The organism is Polynucleobacter rarus, from assembly GCF_003072505.1.
GTDB classification, from domain to species: Bacteria; Pseudomonadota; Gammaproteobacteria; order Burkholderiales; family Burkholderiaceae; genus Polynucleobacter; species Polynucleobacter rarus.
Window position 1 is genome coordinate 2,218,660 of sequence record NZ_NTGB01000001.1, and the last position, 16,457, is coordinate 2,235,116.

Below are 16,457 nucleotides of genomic sequence, written 5' to 3' on the forward strand. Positions count from 1 at the left end.
AAAAAGAATTATCAAAATCAAGTTGAATTGTTACTGGATGTTCTTCCTTTTGTGGCTCAAGAAGAATGTTTTGCTCTACATGGCGGTACTGCAATTAATCTTTTCATTAGAAATATTCCAAGACTTTCTGTTGATATTGATTTGACCTATTGCAAGGTTGAAAACCGAGAAGAAAGTCTCTTAGGAATTTACAACGGATTACAAAGAATTAAAAATAAGATTGAAAAGATTTCAGATATTACTGTTCAACATCAAGTTAATAACTTTAAATTAATTGCTTCTTCTCAAAAAGCTCAAATTAAGATTGAAGTCAATCCAGTGGGCCGTGGTTTAATTGCACCCACGCAAAAATTACCTCTTTGCGAGAAAGCACAAGTTGAGTTCAATCGATTTGTAGAAGTCAATGTTGTTTCGACTGGTCAACTTTATGGCGGGAAAATTTGTGCTGCATTAGATCGACAACATCCAAGAGATTTATTTGATGTTAAATATTTATTAGACAATGACGGCTTTACTCCTGAGATAAAACAAGGTTTTTTGTACGGCTTACTTTCAAGTAGCGCACCGATTAATGAAGTTTTATTACCAAATCTCTTAGATCAAAGAAATGCTCTGGATAACCAATTTGAGGGAATGAGTTCTGTTTTTTTTACCTATGAGGACTTTTTAAGTACCCGAGAATTACTGTTGAGCACAATAAATGAAGTACTTACATTGGAGGATTGACAGTTTTTATACAGTGTAAAAAGCTTAACCCCAAATTGGAACCTCTATGCATTTAATGATTTCCCATCAATTAAGTGGAAGATACAAAACCTAAAAAAACTTAAGTCTGAAAATCCCAAAAAGTATGGACAGCAGCTTGATCAATTAAAAATTAAACTTGGTATTTAATTTCACTAAAAATATTCCTCATCATTCAATTTGAGCACTTTATTATTCATGCGAAAATAAACCCATAAATATTTATGGCTTAAGAATTAATTTTTACTAATGTTTACCCTATTTACGGCTTATTATGAAAATCATTATTCCTGAAGATTACCAAGACTGCGTCCGTCATCTCAATTGCTTTTCTTTATTAAAAGACCATGAAGTAATCATCCTTAATGAACCCCTTAAGACTTTAGATGAAAGAGTTGCAGCTCTGGCATCGGCAGATGCTTTAGTTCTGATTCGTGAACGTACACGAATGACAAAAGAATTGATTGATAAGCTACCTAATCTCAAACTGATTTCACAAGTCGGTAAAGCGAATTCGCATATTGATTTAGCTGCTTGTAAAGCTGCTGGTATTGCCATTGGAGAAGGTGAAGGATCTGGCGCAGCTACCGCTGAATTAACGATTGCTTTGATACTTGCTGCCAAGAGAAATCTAGTATCTGAAGTAAACCGTCTCAAAAGTGGTCAATGGCAAGGTTCTATTGGCGAACAGATTCGGGGTAAAACGGTTGGTATCTTAGGACTTGGGAAAATTGGTACGCAAGTTGCAAAAATTATGGCAGCCTTTGGGGCGCATATTTTAGTTTGGGGCAGAGAAGGATCCTTGCAGCAAGCTGCTTCACTAGGCTATGAGAGTGCCAAAAGTCGTGAAGATTTTTTCAGTCGATCAGATATTTTGACTGTACACATCCGCTCAAACGCTCAAACCCGTGGCATGATCAAAGCAACTGATCTAGCGCTAATGAAACCAACTAGCCTTTTCGTAAATACCAGTAGAGCAGAACTCATCGAACCAGGCGCTTTAGTTGAGGCACTCAAAAATAATCGTCCTGGTTTTGCTGCAATCGACGTTTATGAACAAGAGTTAGAACCTGTTTTAGATGCAAAACATCCATTACTCCATTTACCAAATACTCTATGCACTCCGCATTTAGGTTATGTAGAAAAAGATAACTACGAGGCGTATTTGGGGACTGCTTTTGAGAATATTCTTAAATACGTGGATGGTCAAACTAATCACTTAAAAGATTTAAGTGGTTTTTAAATATCTAAAAGGTTAATAATCAATCTTCTTTATTAATTAAACGACTTAATGATGCAGGGCTATCGCTCACTATCATCGAGGTCTTTGTAATTTTTTGATTATTCATGGCCTTTTGAATTTGCCAAGCATTCACTTTTTTCATTGCCACCGCAGTGACTTCTTTAAATAAACCTTGTTCATACAGCCATTCATCAAAAGCTGACCCAATATGTTTTGATTTCATTTAACCCATAACACTTTCCAAAATTTCATCAAGTTATAAAGCACTATTTTAGTGCATAACGCACCGATTTAAGTTTTTAATTCCCTATAATGATGCAATTAGATCAAAGGGATGAGTACATGGAAAACTTAAAAACAGGCAGTGATACTTTATTCATATTACTAGGTGCCATCATGGTGCTTGCTATGCATGCAGGCTTTGCATTTCTAGAATTGGGAACTGTTCGTAAAAAGAATCAAGTCAATGCATTGATGAAAATCTTGGTTGATTTTTCAATATCAACCATCGCTTATTTCTTCATTGGATATAGCATTGCTTATGGTGTAGATTTTTTCTCAAGCACAGAAATTTTAGCGCAGAAAAATGGTTTCGAACTCGTGAAGTTTTTCTTTTTGCTGACTTTTGCAGCAGCGATTCCAGCCATTATTTCAGGTGGTATTGCGGAGAGAGCTAAATTTAATCCTCAGTTAATCGCAACCTTTATTTTGGTGGGATTTTTATATCCTTTCTTTGAAGGTATTGCCTGGAATCAACATTACGGCATTCAAGCGTGGATCAAAGAATTTACTGGCGAAGAGTTTCATGACTTTGCAGGCTCGGTAGTTGTGCACGCTGTTGGTGGCTGGATTGCTTTACCAGCAATCATTCTTCTCGGCGCGCGTCGTGGTCGTTATAACAAAGATGGACAAGTATCAGCGCATCCACCTTCAAGCATTCCCTTCCTTGCATTAGGCGCATGGACTTTAGCAGTTGGTTGGTTTGGTTTTAATGTGATGAGCGCACAAACGATTGATAAAGTAAGCGGCCTAGTAGCCATGAATTCACTCATGGCCATGGTAGGCGGAACTTTAGCTGCTTGGGTAGTAGGTAAAAATGATCCTGGCTTTACTTATAACGGTCCTTTAGCTGGTTTAGTAGCGGTGTGTGCTGGATCTGATTTAATGCATCCACTCGGCGCTTTATTTGTTGGACTATTTGCAGGTGGCCTATTTGTTTACATGTTCACCTTAGTACAAAATCGCTGGAAGATTGATGATGTTCTTGGTGTATGGCCCTTGCATGGTCTATGTGGCCTTTGGGGTGGTTTGGCTGCAGGAATATTTGGGACCACTGCACTCGGTGGAATGGGTGGTGTGACCTTTACTGGACAACTAATTGGTAGCTTACTAGGCGTAGTCATTGCACTCACTGGTGGAGTGATTGTCTATGGTGCACTAAAAGTATTCCTCGGTATTCGTCTGTCACAAGAAGAAGAGTTTGAAGGCGCTGACTTAAGCGTACACCGGATTGCATCAACACCGGATCGTGAATCAAACTGGTAAGTTTTTTGAGGTATCTAGCGTAAATATTTAATTATTTGCGCTAGATTATCTTTTTTAAGCTTTGCATTACCTAGCCTCATTATCACCAATTAATCCATTGCTAAAAGAATAATAGAAATTTTTAGCAATCGAAAAACAAGATCATCGAATCTCTATTACTTCTTTAGAGTTTAAATGGTAAAGTTGCTAAATCGTTGTTCAAGTTCACTCTTCTGAAGTTTGAACTTCGAAGCGTTTCTTAACTTCAAACTATTCAAATTCCTCAACTTCCATTTGATAGCAGGCATTTCTTGTAGATGATTGAATGGCATAAGTGACCAATCAGGATTCCCTGTAACTAATGATAGTAAAAAACTTTTATGGCTGGTCGTCAATGCCTGAGGGAGTTCACCCATAAGTTTATTCTGAGTATTTTTCAACGCTTCTAAGCTAATTGGTTCTGAGGTCATCCCAACGAATTCATTTTTAAAAGTCTCTTCCATGGGTTGAATGTTCGAAAACAAAACCTCATGAACTGGTCTGTTATGGCCAGCCAAATAGGCAACAAAACAATCTAAAATTTCTAAAGTTAATCCGTGACTCTCATACATTTTTAGCACATCGAATAAATCACGCGGATGCTGTCTGTCCATCGCTGCAACCAATTTACTTCCATACAATTCAGATGGAGAAAGAATTGGTAGTTGGATATTTCTTGAAAATAATTCTTGAGTTTTTGTCGATAGGCCAAGAGTTTGTATTGGAAGTACCGTTCCTCGAAAAACAAAATTAACCTCTATTTTGACTTCTGCCACTGGGCTAGATATGATAATTTTTACTTCATCGCCACTATTTATTTTTCTAATCTTTGCTAAATAACCCATTCCTATGATAGTTGACTCAATGCGCTTGAGTTCTTGGGAAATTTCATCAAGTGCAGTTTCTCGATCTGTCTTGTGATCAAGAAATACAACATCTATATCAACTGACAACCTCGGTAGATCCTGGACGAACAGATTCAGCGCTGTTCCACCTTTCATCGCAAATCTAGAAGTTTGGAATACTGTGGGCGCAATATCCAATAACAAGTTAACAGTTTGTACGTAAGTTGCGTTCATTTTTTTAAACGAATAATTTTTTTATCACGGGTAACAGCAATCCAACGACTTGAACTACCGAGTCGATCATTGTGTATTTTTGCAATTTCTAACCAAGGTAACTCAAGGTCTTCTGCGACAATTTTTGCCAATCTAACAACTTTAACTCTCGTTGAATGGGCTAATAAGGTTTCTAAAATTTCGGGACGTAATTGATGAACACTTTCTGCTAAATTCATTGTCTCTTCCAGCGATTGAAGTTTACCTGTATCGCTGAAAAGTTCCAAAATTGCCCTTTCAGGAACAGACACCATGACTTTTTGATTTCCTCCCGGCAAAGGTGCAAGACCAAATCCCTTGGGTAATTTGTTGTCAAAGATATTTGTGGACTGATAGGTAACATTAAAGTGCTCCGTAAACCACTTCGGTAGTTGCCCGGCTTTATTTCCCCAAAGATTTATCCTCTCTTGAAACGCTAGATTGTGACGAGTTCCACGCCAAGCTAACGCTGTTTTTCCACCGACATGTAATTCTGGAACGTCAAGCGCAAGAAGCGTTAAAGCTTTATTCATATCTAGTTTTGCATTTGGTACCTGATAGACGCCTCTACCCAGTCTTTTAAGCCAGCCTGCATGAGCTAGTCGAGTTGCTGCGGACGGATGTAGTCCCATAGCCTGCAAGTCACTTGCGCTATAGGGCGTATCCCAGTCAAGTTTACTCAATAGGGATTTGATTGAAATATTTTCTGAAAATCGCATTTGAAGATAACTATCGCAAATATTTCAAACAAATGCAACCCTAAAAAAAGAAATTGTTTGAAATATTTCCTTAAAACCTACTTTAAAGCTTATTTCTTGAATTATTTCAAACAAGTAATTGTGTTGTAAGTTACAAGATTTCTAAGGCCTCTGAAAAGAGGCCTAGAGCTTACATACAATCATGTTATTCAGACATAGATTCAAGCAATTGTTTTTTCATTACTCTGAGCCAACACTCATTTTCTTACCCAAACGTACTTCAACTGCATTCTTAAGTAAAGATGCTGAGCGATAAATACCGTGGGCAAATTTACCGTAAGGCATCATCAAGAAAAAGCCCATGACAAAGCCCAAATGCAAGGCTAACAAAATCCCCATATATTGCGTTTCGCGCAGAGCTAATAAACCAAGACCTGTAACACTGATCATCAAGAGTAACGCGATAAATCCGCGGTCCATGGGCTTTTGCGCAGCATCACCGTGAAGTGGATGGCGTTTAAGATTGAGATAAAGAAGTCCAACAGGACCGACGATTAAACCAATACCGCCAAGCGTCCCAAGGATCACCGGCAAACTTGTGTAAGAATACGGCGCTTCCCAACCTAATAAATAATGAAATAAAGTGGCAACACTGGTCGCAGCAAAACACAACATAAAACCATAGAAAGTGGCATGGTGCAAATGTCTACGCGCTAGTGAGAAAGCATCATCGGACTCGTTACAACCCGCTTGATGACCACCACCTAAATTCTTCAGCGTCAAAGTATCACGCAGTGCATCTACCGTTGCTTTTGGTGGGATTGGATCGGTGGAGATTTCTCCCCAAAAGTTCTTCACTCCCATCCCCAAACAAAATACCATCGCAACAAAAACAACACCAAAGGTCAGTGCTAAGGTATTGTGCGGGAAGATTGCATAAAAGTTACCGTCAGGTGAGCTAGTCCACAAACTTTGATTGACTTGCATGAGTGCAATTAAAAAAATCCCAATCGCAATTGATATAATTAAAGACAAAGATAATCCAGCCTTTTTGTACAGGACTCCGAGGGGTCTTGGCCAAGCAAATTCGGTATAGGTTTCTAAGCGAACCTTCGCCATGGCTTGCGGAATATTGACCCCAAATTCATTTGGGGGAGCATATTGACAGGCGTGTAAACAAGCACCGCAGTTATGGCACAAATTGGCCATAAAGTGAATGTCTTTTACATCAAAATCAAGCCGTCTCGTCATGGACTGAAAGGTTGCACAAAAGCCTTCGCAATATCTACAGGCATTACATATCTGTAATACACGATGCACTTCTGCTACGTTTTCACTACCCTGTGCAAGTCTTGAAGCTTCTGCGATCAATCCGCCTAAGTTCGGACTGGTTGACGTTGGGTTACTCTGCACTTGCATATTCATCCTCTTTATTAATTGCTAGGTTTAATGCACGCGCCGCACTTTGACCTGCCATCCTACCAAAAATTGTTCCGATCGACATACCAATACCAGCGGTATACCCTTTACCGAGTACATTACCTGCCACGATTTCTCCAGCCGCAAATAAATTCGAGCTAGGTTTACCATCGAAGAATACCGCGACCGTTTCATCCGTCTTTAAACCTAGATAAGTAAAAGTAATACCTGGGCGAAGCGGATAGGCGTAGAAAGGTCCTTGATCAATTGGCAATGCCCAGTGCGTCTTTTCAGGATTAGCACCTTCAGTATGGCAATCATCCAAGACATTATGATCAAAAGTGCCTACTTTACAAGCCTTGTTATATTCATCAATCGTGGCTCTCAAGACGACTGGATCTAAATTTATTTGCGCGGCAATTTCTTCAATTGAATTACCCTTGATTGCTGGAAAGACCGGCGGCATAAAACGACCAATGGCTTTCGAATCAATAATAGAATAGGCAATTTGGCCTTGTTGAAGAGCAACTAAACGTCCCCAAATAGCATAACGCTTCGGCCAAAAATCTTCACCCTCATCATAAAAACGTTTAGCGAATTGATTGACTACCACGCCCAAAGAGACACAATCTAAACGGGTACAAATACCGCCATCATACAAAGGTGAGCGTGCATCAATCGCTACGCAGTGTCCCTGTGTTGGATCACCAATCGAATCAGCACCAGCATCAAGCAAGAACTTGAGAATATCGCCGCGATTAAATTTCGTGCCACGGATTAAGAAATTATCGGCCGGCCACTCGCCATTTGGGTTTTGGCCCCAGGCTTCACGCAACCATTCACGATTTGACTCAAAACCACCACAGGCGAGAACACAGACCTTCGCTTCAATGCGCTCGCCACTTTCTAAAATAACTGCTTTAAACTCTGTGCCATCTAAATCAATCGACTTCACAGGGGATTGATAACGAATCTGAATACCTAACTTTTCTGCGCTACGATAAAAAGCGTTTACGAGGGCTTTGCCACCACCCAAAAAGAAGGCATTGGTTCTCGCTACATGCAAAGTACCTGATAAAGAAGCCTGAAAATGTACACCATGCTTTTTCATCCAAGGTCGCACAGTAGCGGTCCCTCTAATGATGATGCGTGCCAACTTTTCATTGGTCAAGCCACCCGTTACTTTTAATAAATCTTGCCAGTATTCTTCTTCAGGATAAGCTTCAACTAGAACGTCTTGCGGGGCATCATGCATACAACGTAAATTACGAGTGTGCACCGAATTACCACCGCGCCACTCCGGCGGTGCTGATTCTAAGAGCATTACCGAGGCGCCCGCTTCTCTTGCGGTAATTGCAGCACAAAGTGCTGCATTACCACCACCCACCACTAGAACATCAACCATAATTCTTCCGTGTTGTATTTACTTTATTAATCAATTGATTAATTTTAACATTTAACGGATAAACGATTTTTTAGCGATTTATTTTTTGAGAGTGGCTATTTTGAGTTATTTGGTATCGTGCGGATGATCATGGTCGTGATCATGGGAATGAGGGTGATCATGGGGGTGTTGATGGGTGGGATCCACCCAATAAACATTCTCTGGAACTTCGACAGGAGGGATATCTAAATTCACCACCACTGCATCATTATCACTTCTAACTAGCACGCACTCTAAACTCTCATCTGTGCTGGCATTGATTTCTTGGTGAGGCACATAAGGCGGTACGTAAATAAAATCCCCAGCACTTGCTTCTGCGGTGAACTGTAACTGATCGCCCCAGCGCATTCTGGCTTTTCCCTTCACAATATAGATGACACTTTCCAACGCACCGTGATGATGGGCGCCAGTTTTGGCATTCGGATGAATCGTGACAGTGCCGGCCCATAATTTTTGTGCGCCAACGCGGGCTAAGTTAATCGCAGCAGCACGATTCATACCTGGGGTTTGAGCAGTATTGGTATCAAGTTGATTACCAGGTACCACGCGCACACCGTCATGTTTCCAATCGGTTTCAGCAGGAGTTTCGTTATTTATTGTCGTCATGTTGGAAAAGCCTTCAATCGATAGTCATTATGTAAATAGAATATCATCAAACTAATTTCATTTCTAATCGTTGTAAGAATTTATGCTTTATATCCATCTACTTACTATAGCTCTCCTCTCAATAGCTGTTGGAACTTTATTCTTCTGGGATAAGTTGCTTACTACAACAACTACCAAACCGGATCTACATCAATCCACTTTATCGAAGAATCATTTGCAATCCTTGGATGGTTTACGAGGATTATTAGCCAGCTTTGTATTTTTGCATCACGCAATGATTTGGTACTTTTACATTCAAAACGGTGTTTGGCAAAGTCCTCCGACTTATCTCTTTTATTACTTTGGGACTGGATCGGTTTTGTTTTTTTTCATGATTACCGCCTTCTTATTTTTTTCTAAAATTACCAGCAATGCCAACTCTAAAGATTTTGATTGGCTACGTTTGTATGTGTCACGTTTTTTAAGAATCGCCCCCCTCTATCTTTTTGCTGTTTTCATGATGTTTGGTTTTGTCGCTTATGAGACCAACTTCACCTTAATAGACGAAATTTCTGAACTTCGAGAAAACGCTATTCATTGGCTATTTTTTGGTTTACTAAGCTTACAAGAGTTAAATGGCGTCGATGCGATGAGGATTTTTGCAGGAGTCGTTTGGACTTTACCTTATGAATGGTGCTTTTACTTTTTATTACCTATTTGGGGTCTACTTTATCGTATCAAAGTACCTAAGGTGTTTTATTTAATAATAATTCTTGGCATCATTTTGGCAGGTAAAAATCGTATTTATTTACCATTTTTTTTAGGCATGCTCAGCGTTTATTTATATCAATTGAGATTCGTTCAATCTTTCGCTAATCACCCCATTGCTAGTCTTGTCATCATTACGAGTTGTTCATTACCAATCTTATTATCCCTAAATCCCTTAGATTGGGAAGCGCAACTATGTTTATTCACCGCTTTTACCTTAATCGTTGCTGGTAATGACTTATTCGGCTTATTATCTGCTCGCCCAATGCGGCGTTTAGGAGATATTTCATTCAGTATTTATCTCTTACACCCATTGGTTCTCTATTGCACCATGAAATTTATCATTGGTATGGATCGCGCACAACAACTCAGTCCCTCCGAATACATTGGCGTTATTTTCATTATTACTCCGATCTTAATCACTATATGTTGTTTTACTTTTAGATGGATTGAAAGTCCAGCGATAGCTAGTGTGAATCTTTGGACTCAAAAAATTAGGGGATTTAAACAGTTAATCTTCAAAAAGCAGTAATATTCCCTATTGCAAATCTTCGCTAGTTCGATTCAGATAGAAGTGTCTTTTTTCCATCCTTATTTAAGAGGTTTCCGTGCTTAAAAATATATTGACGTCCGTTGCTGTCTCCATTCTCCTTCTAAACAGCACTCCTCTATTTGCACAAAATAATGATGATAAAAGTTGGCCCAATAAACCCATTCGCTGGGTTGTACCTTATGCGCCTGGTGGGCTTAGTGATACATCGACCCGAATTATTACAAAAAAAATTGCTGAAAATACCGGTTGGACCATCATCATTGACAACAAACCTGGTGCCAATGCTTTGATTGGTTCGGAGTTTGTAGCTAAATCACAGCCCGATGGTTACAACTTCGTCACCGTGCTTGCTGCCCACTCGGTAAACCCTACTCTTTACGCTGGTAATCTTAATTTCGATCCTTTAAAAAGTCTCACGCCGGTGAGTTTGATTGGAATTACACCTTTATTAATTACCGTCAATAACAATCTACCGGTGAAGGATGTCAAAGAATTAATTGCTTATGCCAAAGCCAATCCTGGCAAAATTACCTACGGCTCATCCGGTATTGGTGCAGCGGCGCATATGGCAACCGAACTCCTCAAATTAACGGCAGATATAGATATGGTGCATGCCCCTTACAAAGGATCCGCTTTAGCCTTACAAGATTTAATTGGAAATAATATTCAGGTATTCATCGATACAGCACCAACTCTCATGCCCCAGGTTCGTAATGGCCGTATTAGAGCGATTGCGGTGATGTCAAATAAACGTATTCCTGGAGCTAGTGAAGTTCCTACAATGATTGAGGCTGGTGGTCCGGATATTGAGTCCTCTACTTGGTCGATGATTCTCACTACCGCGGGAACTCCGAGAGAGATTGTGCAACGCGTTGCTCTCGAAACTCAGAAAGCGGTGAACTCTCCAGATATTAAAGCGCGCTTTGATGCACTCGGCCTCGAAGGTGTAGGGAGCAATCCAACAGACACGGCTAAATTTTTAAATGATGAAGTGATAAAAATGGCTAAGATCATCAAATCAAAAAACATTAAGCCAGAATAATATTTTACACTGCCTATCCTTCCTTCCCTATGAATGTGCCGATGCTACTGAGTGAGGTCTTTTGAATTCACTGATTGATTACATAAATCAGCTAAACTATTTCAATGAATACAGCCTCTACTCCTCCAGCAGTTCCGCCAGCCACGCCAACAAAACTCTCACTCAACGCACTCAAAATCCCAGGATTTCGGTGGCATTTGCTGACCTTTATGCTCGTCATGATGGCGGACAATGTGGAGCATGTCATCAGTTATTGGATGATTTTTCAGAAATTTCATTCCCCAGAATTAGCCGGATTTGCTGTCTTTTCACACTGGCTGCCCTTTTTATTGTTCTCTGTTCCCGCAGGGGCCCTAGCCGATCGTTTCGATCCGAGAAGACTCATTCAAATTGGGGTCTGCTTATTTATTATTTGCTCAGCTGGTTGGGCTTATTTATTTATTACCGACACCGTCGAAGTATGGAGTGCCATGACACTCCTCGTTTTGCACGGCTTTTCTGGAGTATTTTGGCTCATCATCAGTCAAATTTTGTTGTATGACATTGTGGATACTCAAACTCTGCCCAGTGCCATCCGAATTCTTGCGACAGGCCGTTACTTAGGATTATTAATCGGTCCTGCGGTTGGTGGTTTTCTGATGCTGACAGCTGGCCCTAAATATGGACTTTTGTGGAATATCTTGATTTATTTACCGGCTTTGATTTGGCTAATGAGTGCCCCTTATGGTCCAAAATATCGTACAGGTGAGCCCCCCATGAAAAGAGCGGTTAAAGGTCTCTCCGATATTATTCAAACGATTAAAGATGTGAAGCCAATCAAGCCGATTGCCGTCATGATCTTATTATGTTCATTTACATCCTTGCTGGTCGGTAATAGCTATCAGTCTCAAATGCCTGGCTTTGCAGAAGGTCTTGGGCATGGTGACCCAGGCGTTTTATATAGTCTGTTACTTGCTGCTGACGCTGGTGGCGCACTCTTTGCTGGTATCTTATCAGAGAGTCGTGGCTTGTTAAAACCTCATCCTAGAACGGCACTTTTACTTGCTTTAGCGTGGTGTGCCACCTTGTTCAGTTTTGCAGTCAACGGCAATTACGTCTTTGCAATCCTATTACTCTTTATGTGTGGTTTTTTTGAATTGTCATTTAACTCCATGGCCCAGTCGATTGTGCAAACCAATGCACCGATGGCGCTGCGTGGTCGCGTGATTGGTTTGTATAACATGGCCTCCATGGGACTGCGCATTGGTTCTGGTGTGACAGTTGGCGTGGTAGGGGGTTGGATTGGTATCCATTTCTCCTTGGGTTTAGCAACCTTATCTTTGATGGCTGTGATTATTTACTTACTTTATCGCAACAAACTATTTAGTGCCATGACTCCTAAGCCATAAGCTTCGTCAAACTTCAGTAACCATCATTCGTTCAGACGCTTAACTAATTACTTTACTGAGTATTTAACTCAGTAATTAACTAAGTACGTTTGGGCGCTGTTGTAAGTAAGGGGTTACTTGTTGCCAAGCATAGCCTAACTGTAGCAAAGCTAATTCACCTTGCGGTTTGCCAATTAACTGCAAGCCAATCGGTAAGCCCTTAAAGGTGCCAGCCGGAATCGCCAGTACTGGCAAGCCAGCCATCGTGGGACCTATTACCACTTCCATCCAACGGTGATAGGTATCCATCGCACAGCCGGCGATATTTTTAGGCCAGTCCATTTGCGCGTCAAATGGCATTACTTGGGACGCGGGTAATAGTAAGTAATCATGACTTTCAAATAATTGCATCATCGCCTTGTACCAGGCAGAGCGCTTTACCGAAGCGGCGTAAACATCTTGCGCTGAATACTTTTGAGACTGTTCAATTTCCCATATTGCTTCTGGTTTCATCTGCCCGCGATTCGGTTCTACTTGATATAGACTACCGAGTTTTCCACCCGCAATAAAAGGCCTTATTACTGACCAACATTCCCACAACTGCTCTAAAGAATAATTCACCTTAGCTGGCACAACTTCAACTTGAAGATCCTTGAAGTATGAAAATGAGGCTTCTAGCGCATCCAGCAATCCCTCTTCCATTGGTAGATAATTCTGATAGTCGCCTAACCAGGCAATTTTTTTACCCTTCAGCACAGCGTCCAAATTCTGGTTAAAGGTGGTCGGATCTTCATTTAAAGATAAAGGGGCACGGGCATCATAACCCGCTTGAACGGATAACAACATCGCTAAATCTTGAACATTACGCGCCATGGGTCCTTCAGTAGAAAAATGATCGTAAAAGAGCTCCGGGCTTTGGGCTGGGACTCTGCCTCTAGAAGGCCGCAGTCCATAAACATTATTCCAAGCGGCTGGGTTGCGAAGTGAACCACCAAAATCACTACCGTCAGCTAGTGGCAACATATTTAACGCCAAACTCACTGCGGCTCCGCCACTACTACCGCCTGCTGACTTACTCAAATCATAGGCATTCAGCGTTGTACCAAAGACCTGATTGTAAGTATGAGAACCTAAACCAAACTCTGGGACATTGGTTTTACCAATGAGGATGGCGCCACTACGCCGCAAACGCTCCACCATAATGGAGTCTGGCAATTGCGTTTGATTTTTTAATAGAGGCGAGCCCAAAGTCGTCGCAATTCCGTAGGTCGCTGTTAAATCTTTCGGAGCCATGGGCAGTCCATGCAATACACCATGGTATTGACCACGGGCTAACTCTTGATCTTTTTCTTGAGCTTGTCGCAATAAATCTTCTTCTGCCACCATCGAAACGATAGCATTGAATTTTGGATTAAACGCTTGAATCTGCGCTAGATAGGCCTGCATGACCTCAAGGCAAGAAATAGACTTATTCGCAATTTGCGCCGAAAGAACTTTTGCACTGAGTTGAGTAAGGGAATGTATAGACATAAATGGTAGGTCGAATGCAGTTAATTGAATGAAATTCTTATCATTTTTAACATAATTATTGATAAACATTAAAATAGAGCTACAAATATATCTCCTTAATTCCAAATTGAACCCAAACCATCACCCCTCAACCAACGTTACTAAACAAGAGCGTTGGTGGATGCCATTAAAATACCAAGTATTTTTTATGCTTTGGTTGGCTTGGATGACGTCCAATATTTGTATGTGGATGAATGATGTAGCCGCTTCTTGGATGATGACCTCATTGTCTAGTTCGCCAACTTTAGTCGCCTTAATCCAAACTGCATCAAACTTACCAGTCTTCCTATTAGGTATTCCAAGTGGTGCATTTGCTGATATTTTTAACCGAAAAAAATATTTTGTAATCACCCAAATTTGGATTGCTCTGAACGCAGCTTTGCTGTGTTTTTTAACCTTCACGAATTCTTTAAATGCTTCATTACTGCTTTTTTTAACATTCACCAATGGTATTGGACTAGCAATGCGTTGGCCCGTTTTTGCCGCGATTGTGCCAGATCTAGTTCGCCGAGAGCAGTTACCGGCCGCCCTCGCACTCAATGCAGTAGCGATGAACGCTTCTCGGATTATTGGGCCTTTAATGGCGGGTGCTTTAATTGCTAGTGCTGGCACCGAATACGTCTTTGCCCTTAATATGATTCTGTCTTTAGGGTGTACCGTTTTAATTATGCGCTGGAAATATCAAGCGAATATTTCATCATTACCGGGTGAGCGTTTTTTTGGGGCGATGCGGGTAGGTATCCAGTACGTTAGATCCTCCATGAGGATGAAGGCTGTGCTGATTCGTATTTTTTTATTTTTTGTGCAATCCTCAGCGCTTCTCGCTTTGTTACCAGTGATTGCAAAAGATCACTTTAACGGCAATGCCCAAACCTTTACGATCATGCTCTCTTGTTTAGGCATCGGGGCGATTTTATCCGCTTCCCAACTACCAAAACTGCGGCATCGTTATGACCGTAATCAATTGGTTTCTTTTGGTCAGATTCTGCAAGCATTAACCTCCATTGGCGTTGTATTAGCTCCCAATGTTTGGTTTTCTGCGCCAATTATGATGCTCAGTGGCGCTTCTTGGATTATTACCGCCAACTCGATATCGATTTCTGCTCAGTTAGCTTTGCCGAGTTGGATTCGCGCACGAGGTATGTCTATTTTCCAAATGGCTCTCATGGGAGGTAGTGCTTTAGGAGCAGGACTTTGGGGCTATCTCGCTGAACATACCTCTGTTACCACTGCTGTCATTACTGGTTCTGTGGTGGGTATTATCTCTGTCTTATTTTCCAATCACTTGAAGTTAGAAGGTGGTTCAGAAGAAGACCTCACTCCCGTTTGTCCAATTGAACACCCCATGCCTGATCGTGATATTGACCATGATGTTGGACCAGTCATGATTTCTGTCGAGTACCAAATCGATCCAAAACAAATGTTTGAGTTTCAAATCGTGATGAAAAAGGCAAGAGATGCTCGCTTACGCCAAGGTGCTGTTTCCTGGAGCTTTTTTGAAGATGCCGAACAAGAGGGCAAGTGTCTTGAGTATTTTATTTTTGAAACCTGGGCAGATTACTTAAGGCGCTTTGACCGTTTCACGACCAATGACCTCAATTTACAAGAAGAACGATTTGCCTTTCATTTGGGCAATAAGCCCCCTATAGTTACTCGTCGCGTTGCCGCCCCACTTCATCAATAATCGGTCTTCGGCTTATTGGAGTGGTTGATAGTCTGAGTCGTTAAGTTGGCTAACTGCCGATCTTGCCAATCCTCACTTTGCTCTAAATGCTGAAGGACCCCAGCTTGGTCCTGCTTCTCTCGATTTTGACTCACTTTATACTTGCCAACTAATTCATCAACCGTAATTTCTAGGCCACACAAAACGCGCATCATGCCGTCCGTATAATCCTCGGGCGCATCGGTCATTTCCCAAGTAGAGTTTCTCCTCGATTCTTGTTGATTGGTAAGGTTTGTTAAATGATGTGTTAACCAATCTTTGTCCTCTTGCAACTTGAGTCTACCCTTTGCATGCACAACCGCATAATTCCAAGTAGGAACCACCTTGCCATGTTCGAGTTTAGACGGGTACCAACTTGGAGTAATGTAAGCATCTGGCCCCTGAAAAGCAATCAGTACCGGTAAGTCTTGAGAATTAACTGGATCCTTTAACCACGCCTGCACTTGCGCATACAAGGGATTTACTTTGGGTATGTGGGCTTGCAGGCAGTTACTTGCAATGTCAAAGTAAAAAGGTAAATGATTCATTTGCGGTATGCCACCAATCGCAGTTGCTAGCGTACCAAAAGGATACTTTAGAATATGGGCTTGTAATAGCCCCATATCCTTTTGCGCAAAAAGTTTAGGTAGGTACATGATTCAA

The 16,457-nt window shown here is 41.1% G+C and carries 15 protein-coding genes; 7 read left to right on the forward strand and 8 right to left on the reverse strand.

The window, feature by feature from the left end:
* Window positions 1-27 precede the first annotated feature (27 nt).
* Together AOC35_RS10555 and AOC35_RS10560 are read left to right on the forward strand one after the other, a co-directional pair.
* Window positions 28-726 (forward strand): nucleotidyl transferase AbiEii/AbiGii toxin family protein, encoded by a 699-nt coding sequence (locus AOC35_RS10555; RefSeq protein ID WP_211307508.1) that lies wholly within the window; start codon window positions 28-30, stop codon window positions 724-726.
* Window positions 727-1,018: 292 nt separating this feature from the next.
* On the forward strand, window positions 1,019-1,987 hold the full coding sequence (locus AOC35_RS10560; RefSeq protein ID WP_108647049.1) for a D-2-hydroxyacid dehydrogenase family protein: 969 nt from the start codon (window positions 1,019-1,021) through the stop codon (window positions 1,985-1,987).
* Window positions 1,988-2,006: 19 nt separating this feature from the next.
* Here the strand turns inward: AOC35_RS10560 and AOC35_RS10565 are convergent, their stop codons facing one another.
* Entirely contained in the window at window positions 2,007-2,210 is a 204-nt protein-coding gene (locus AOC35_RS10565) for a Fis family transcriptional regulator (RefSeq protein ID WP_108647050.1), read from the reverse strand.
* Between the two features lie 119 nt (window positions 2,211-2,329).
* Between AOC35_RS10565 and AOC35_RS10570 the strand changes: the two genes are divergently transcribed.
* Window positions 2,330-3,532: an ammonium transporter gene (locus tag AOC35_RS10570; RefSeq protein ID WP_108647051.1), complete on the forward strand. Its 1,203-nt coding sequence runs from the start codon at window positions 2,330-2,332 to the stop codon at window positions 3,530-3,532.
* Window positions 3,533-3,702: 170 nt separating this feature from the next.
* Here the strand turns inward: AOC35_RS10570 and AOC35_RS10575 are convergent, their stop codons facing one another.
* From AOC35_RS10575 to AOC35_RS10595, 5 genes are all read right to left on the reverse strand, one after another.
* On the reverse strand, window positions 3,703-4,629 hold the full coding sequence (locus tag AOC35_RS10575; protein WP_108647052.1) for a nucleotidyl transferase AbiEii/AbiGii toxin family protein: 927 nt from the start codon (window positions 4,627-4,629) through the stop codon (window positions 3,703-3,705).
* A complete protein-coding gene (locus AOC35_RS10580; protein WP_108647053.1) occupies window positions 4,626-5,366 on the reverse strand; it encodes a type IV toxin-antitoxin system AbiEi family antitoxin domain-containing protein in 741 nt (246 codons plus the stop codon). Before AOC35_RS10580 ends, AOC35_RS10575 begins: the two co-directional genes overlap by 4 nt.
* A gap of 219 nt (window positions 5,367-5,585) precedes the next feature.
* Window positions 5,586-6,764 carry a tricarballylate utilization 4Fe-4S protein TcuB gene (gene tcuB / locus AOC35_RS10585; protein ID WP_108647054.1) on the reverse strand — a complete coding sequence of 393 codons (1,179 nt, stop codon included), beginning with the start codon at window positions 6,762-6,764 and terminating at the stop codon, window positions 5,586-5,588.
* A complete protein-coding gene (tcuA, locus tag AOC35_RS10590) occupies window positions 6,748-8,169 on the reverse strand; it encodes an FAD-dependent tricarballylate dehydrogenase TcuA (protein ID WP_108647055.1) in 1,422 nt (473 codons plus the stop codon). Before tcuA ends, tcuB begins: the two co-directional genes overlap by 17 nt.
* A 105-nt stretch (window positions 8,170-8,274) precedes the next feature.
* A complete protein-coding gene (locus AOC35_RS10595; RefSeq protein WP_108647056.1) occupies window positions 8,275-8,814 on the reverse strand; it encodes a cupin domain-containing protein in 540 nt (179 codons plus the stop codon).
* A gap of 154 nt (window positions 8,815-8,968) precedes the next feature.
* Between AOC35_RS10595 and AOC35_RS10600 the strand changes: the two genes are divergently transcribed.
* The 3 genes from AOC35_RS10600 (at window position 8,969) to AOC35_RS10610 (ending at window position 12,544) form a co-directional block, all read left to right on the forward strand.
* Entirely contained in the window at window positions 8,969-10,093 is a 1,125-nt protein-coding gene (locus AOC35_RS10600; RefSeq protein ID WP_159077554.1) for an acyltransferase family protein, read from the forward strand.
* Window positions 10,094-10,169: 76 nt separating this feature from the next.
* Window positions 10,170-11,156 carry a Bug family tripartite tricarboxylate transporter substrate binding protein gene (locus tag AOC35_RS10605; protein WP_108647058.1) on the forward strand — a complete coding sequence of 329 codons (987 nt, stop codon included), beginning with the start codon at window positions 10,170-10,172 and terminating at the stop codon, window positions 11,154-11,156.
* A gap of 104 nt (window positions 11,157-11,260) precedes the next feature.
* Complete coding sequence (locus AOC35_RS10610; RefSeq protein ID WP_108647059.1) at window positions 11,261-12,544, forward strand: MFS transporter; 1,284 nt, start codon at window positions 11,261-11,263, stop codon at window positions 12,542-12,544.
* 75 nt (window positions 12,545-12,619) lie between these two features.
* Here the strand turns inward: AOC35_RS10610 and AOC35_RS10615 are convergent, their stop codons facing one another.
* Window positions 12,620-14,053, reverse strand: a complete 1,434-nt coding sequence (locus AOC35_RS10615) for an amidase (protein WP_108648806.1) — start codon at window positions 14,051-14,053, stop codon at window positions 12,620-12,622.
* Between the two features lie 106 nt (window positions 14,054-14,159).
* On the opposite strand from AOC35_RS10615, the gene AOC35_RS10620 reads away from it, so the two are divergent.
* A complete protein-coding gene (locus AOC35_RS10620; protein ID WP_342749906.1) occupies window positions 14,160-15,776 on the forward strand; it encodes an MFS transporter in 1,617 nt (538 codons plus the stop codon).
* Here AOC35_RS10620 and AOC35_RS10625 read toward each other — a convergent pair.
* Complete coding sequence (locus AOC35_RS10625; RefSeq protein ID WP_108647061.1) at window positions 15,770-16,450, reverse strand: FMN-binding negative transcriptional regulator; 681 nt, start codon at window positions 16,448-16,450, stop codon at window positions 15,770-15,772. The two genes, AOC35_RS10620 and AOC35_RS10625, sit on opposite strands and share 7 nt — an antisense overlap.
* Window positions 16,451-16,457 lie beyond the last annotated feature (7 nt).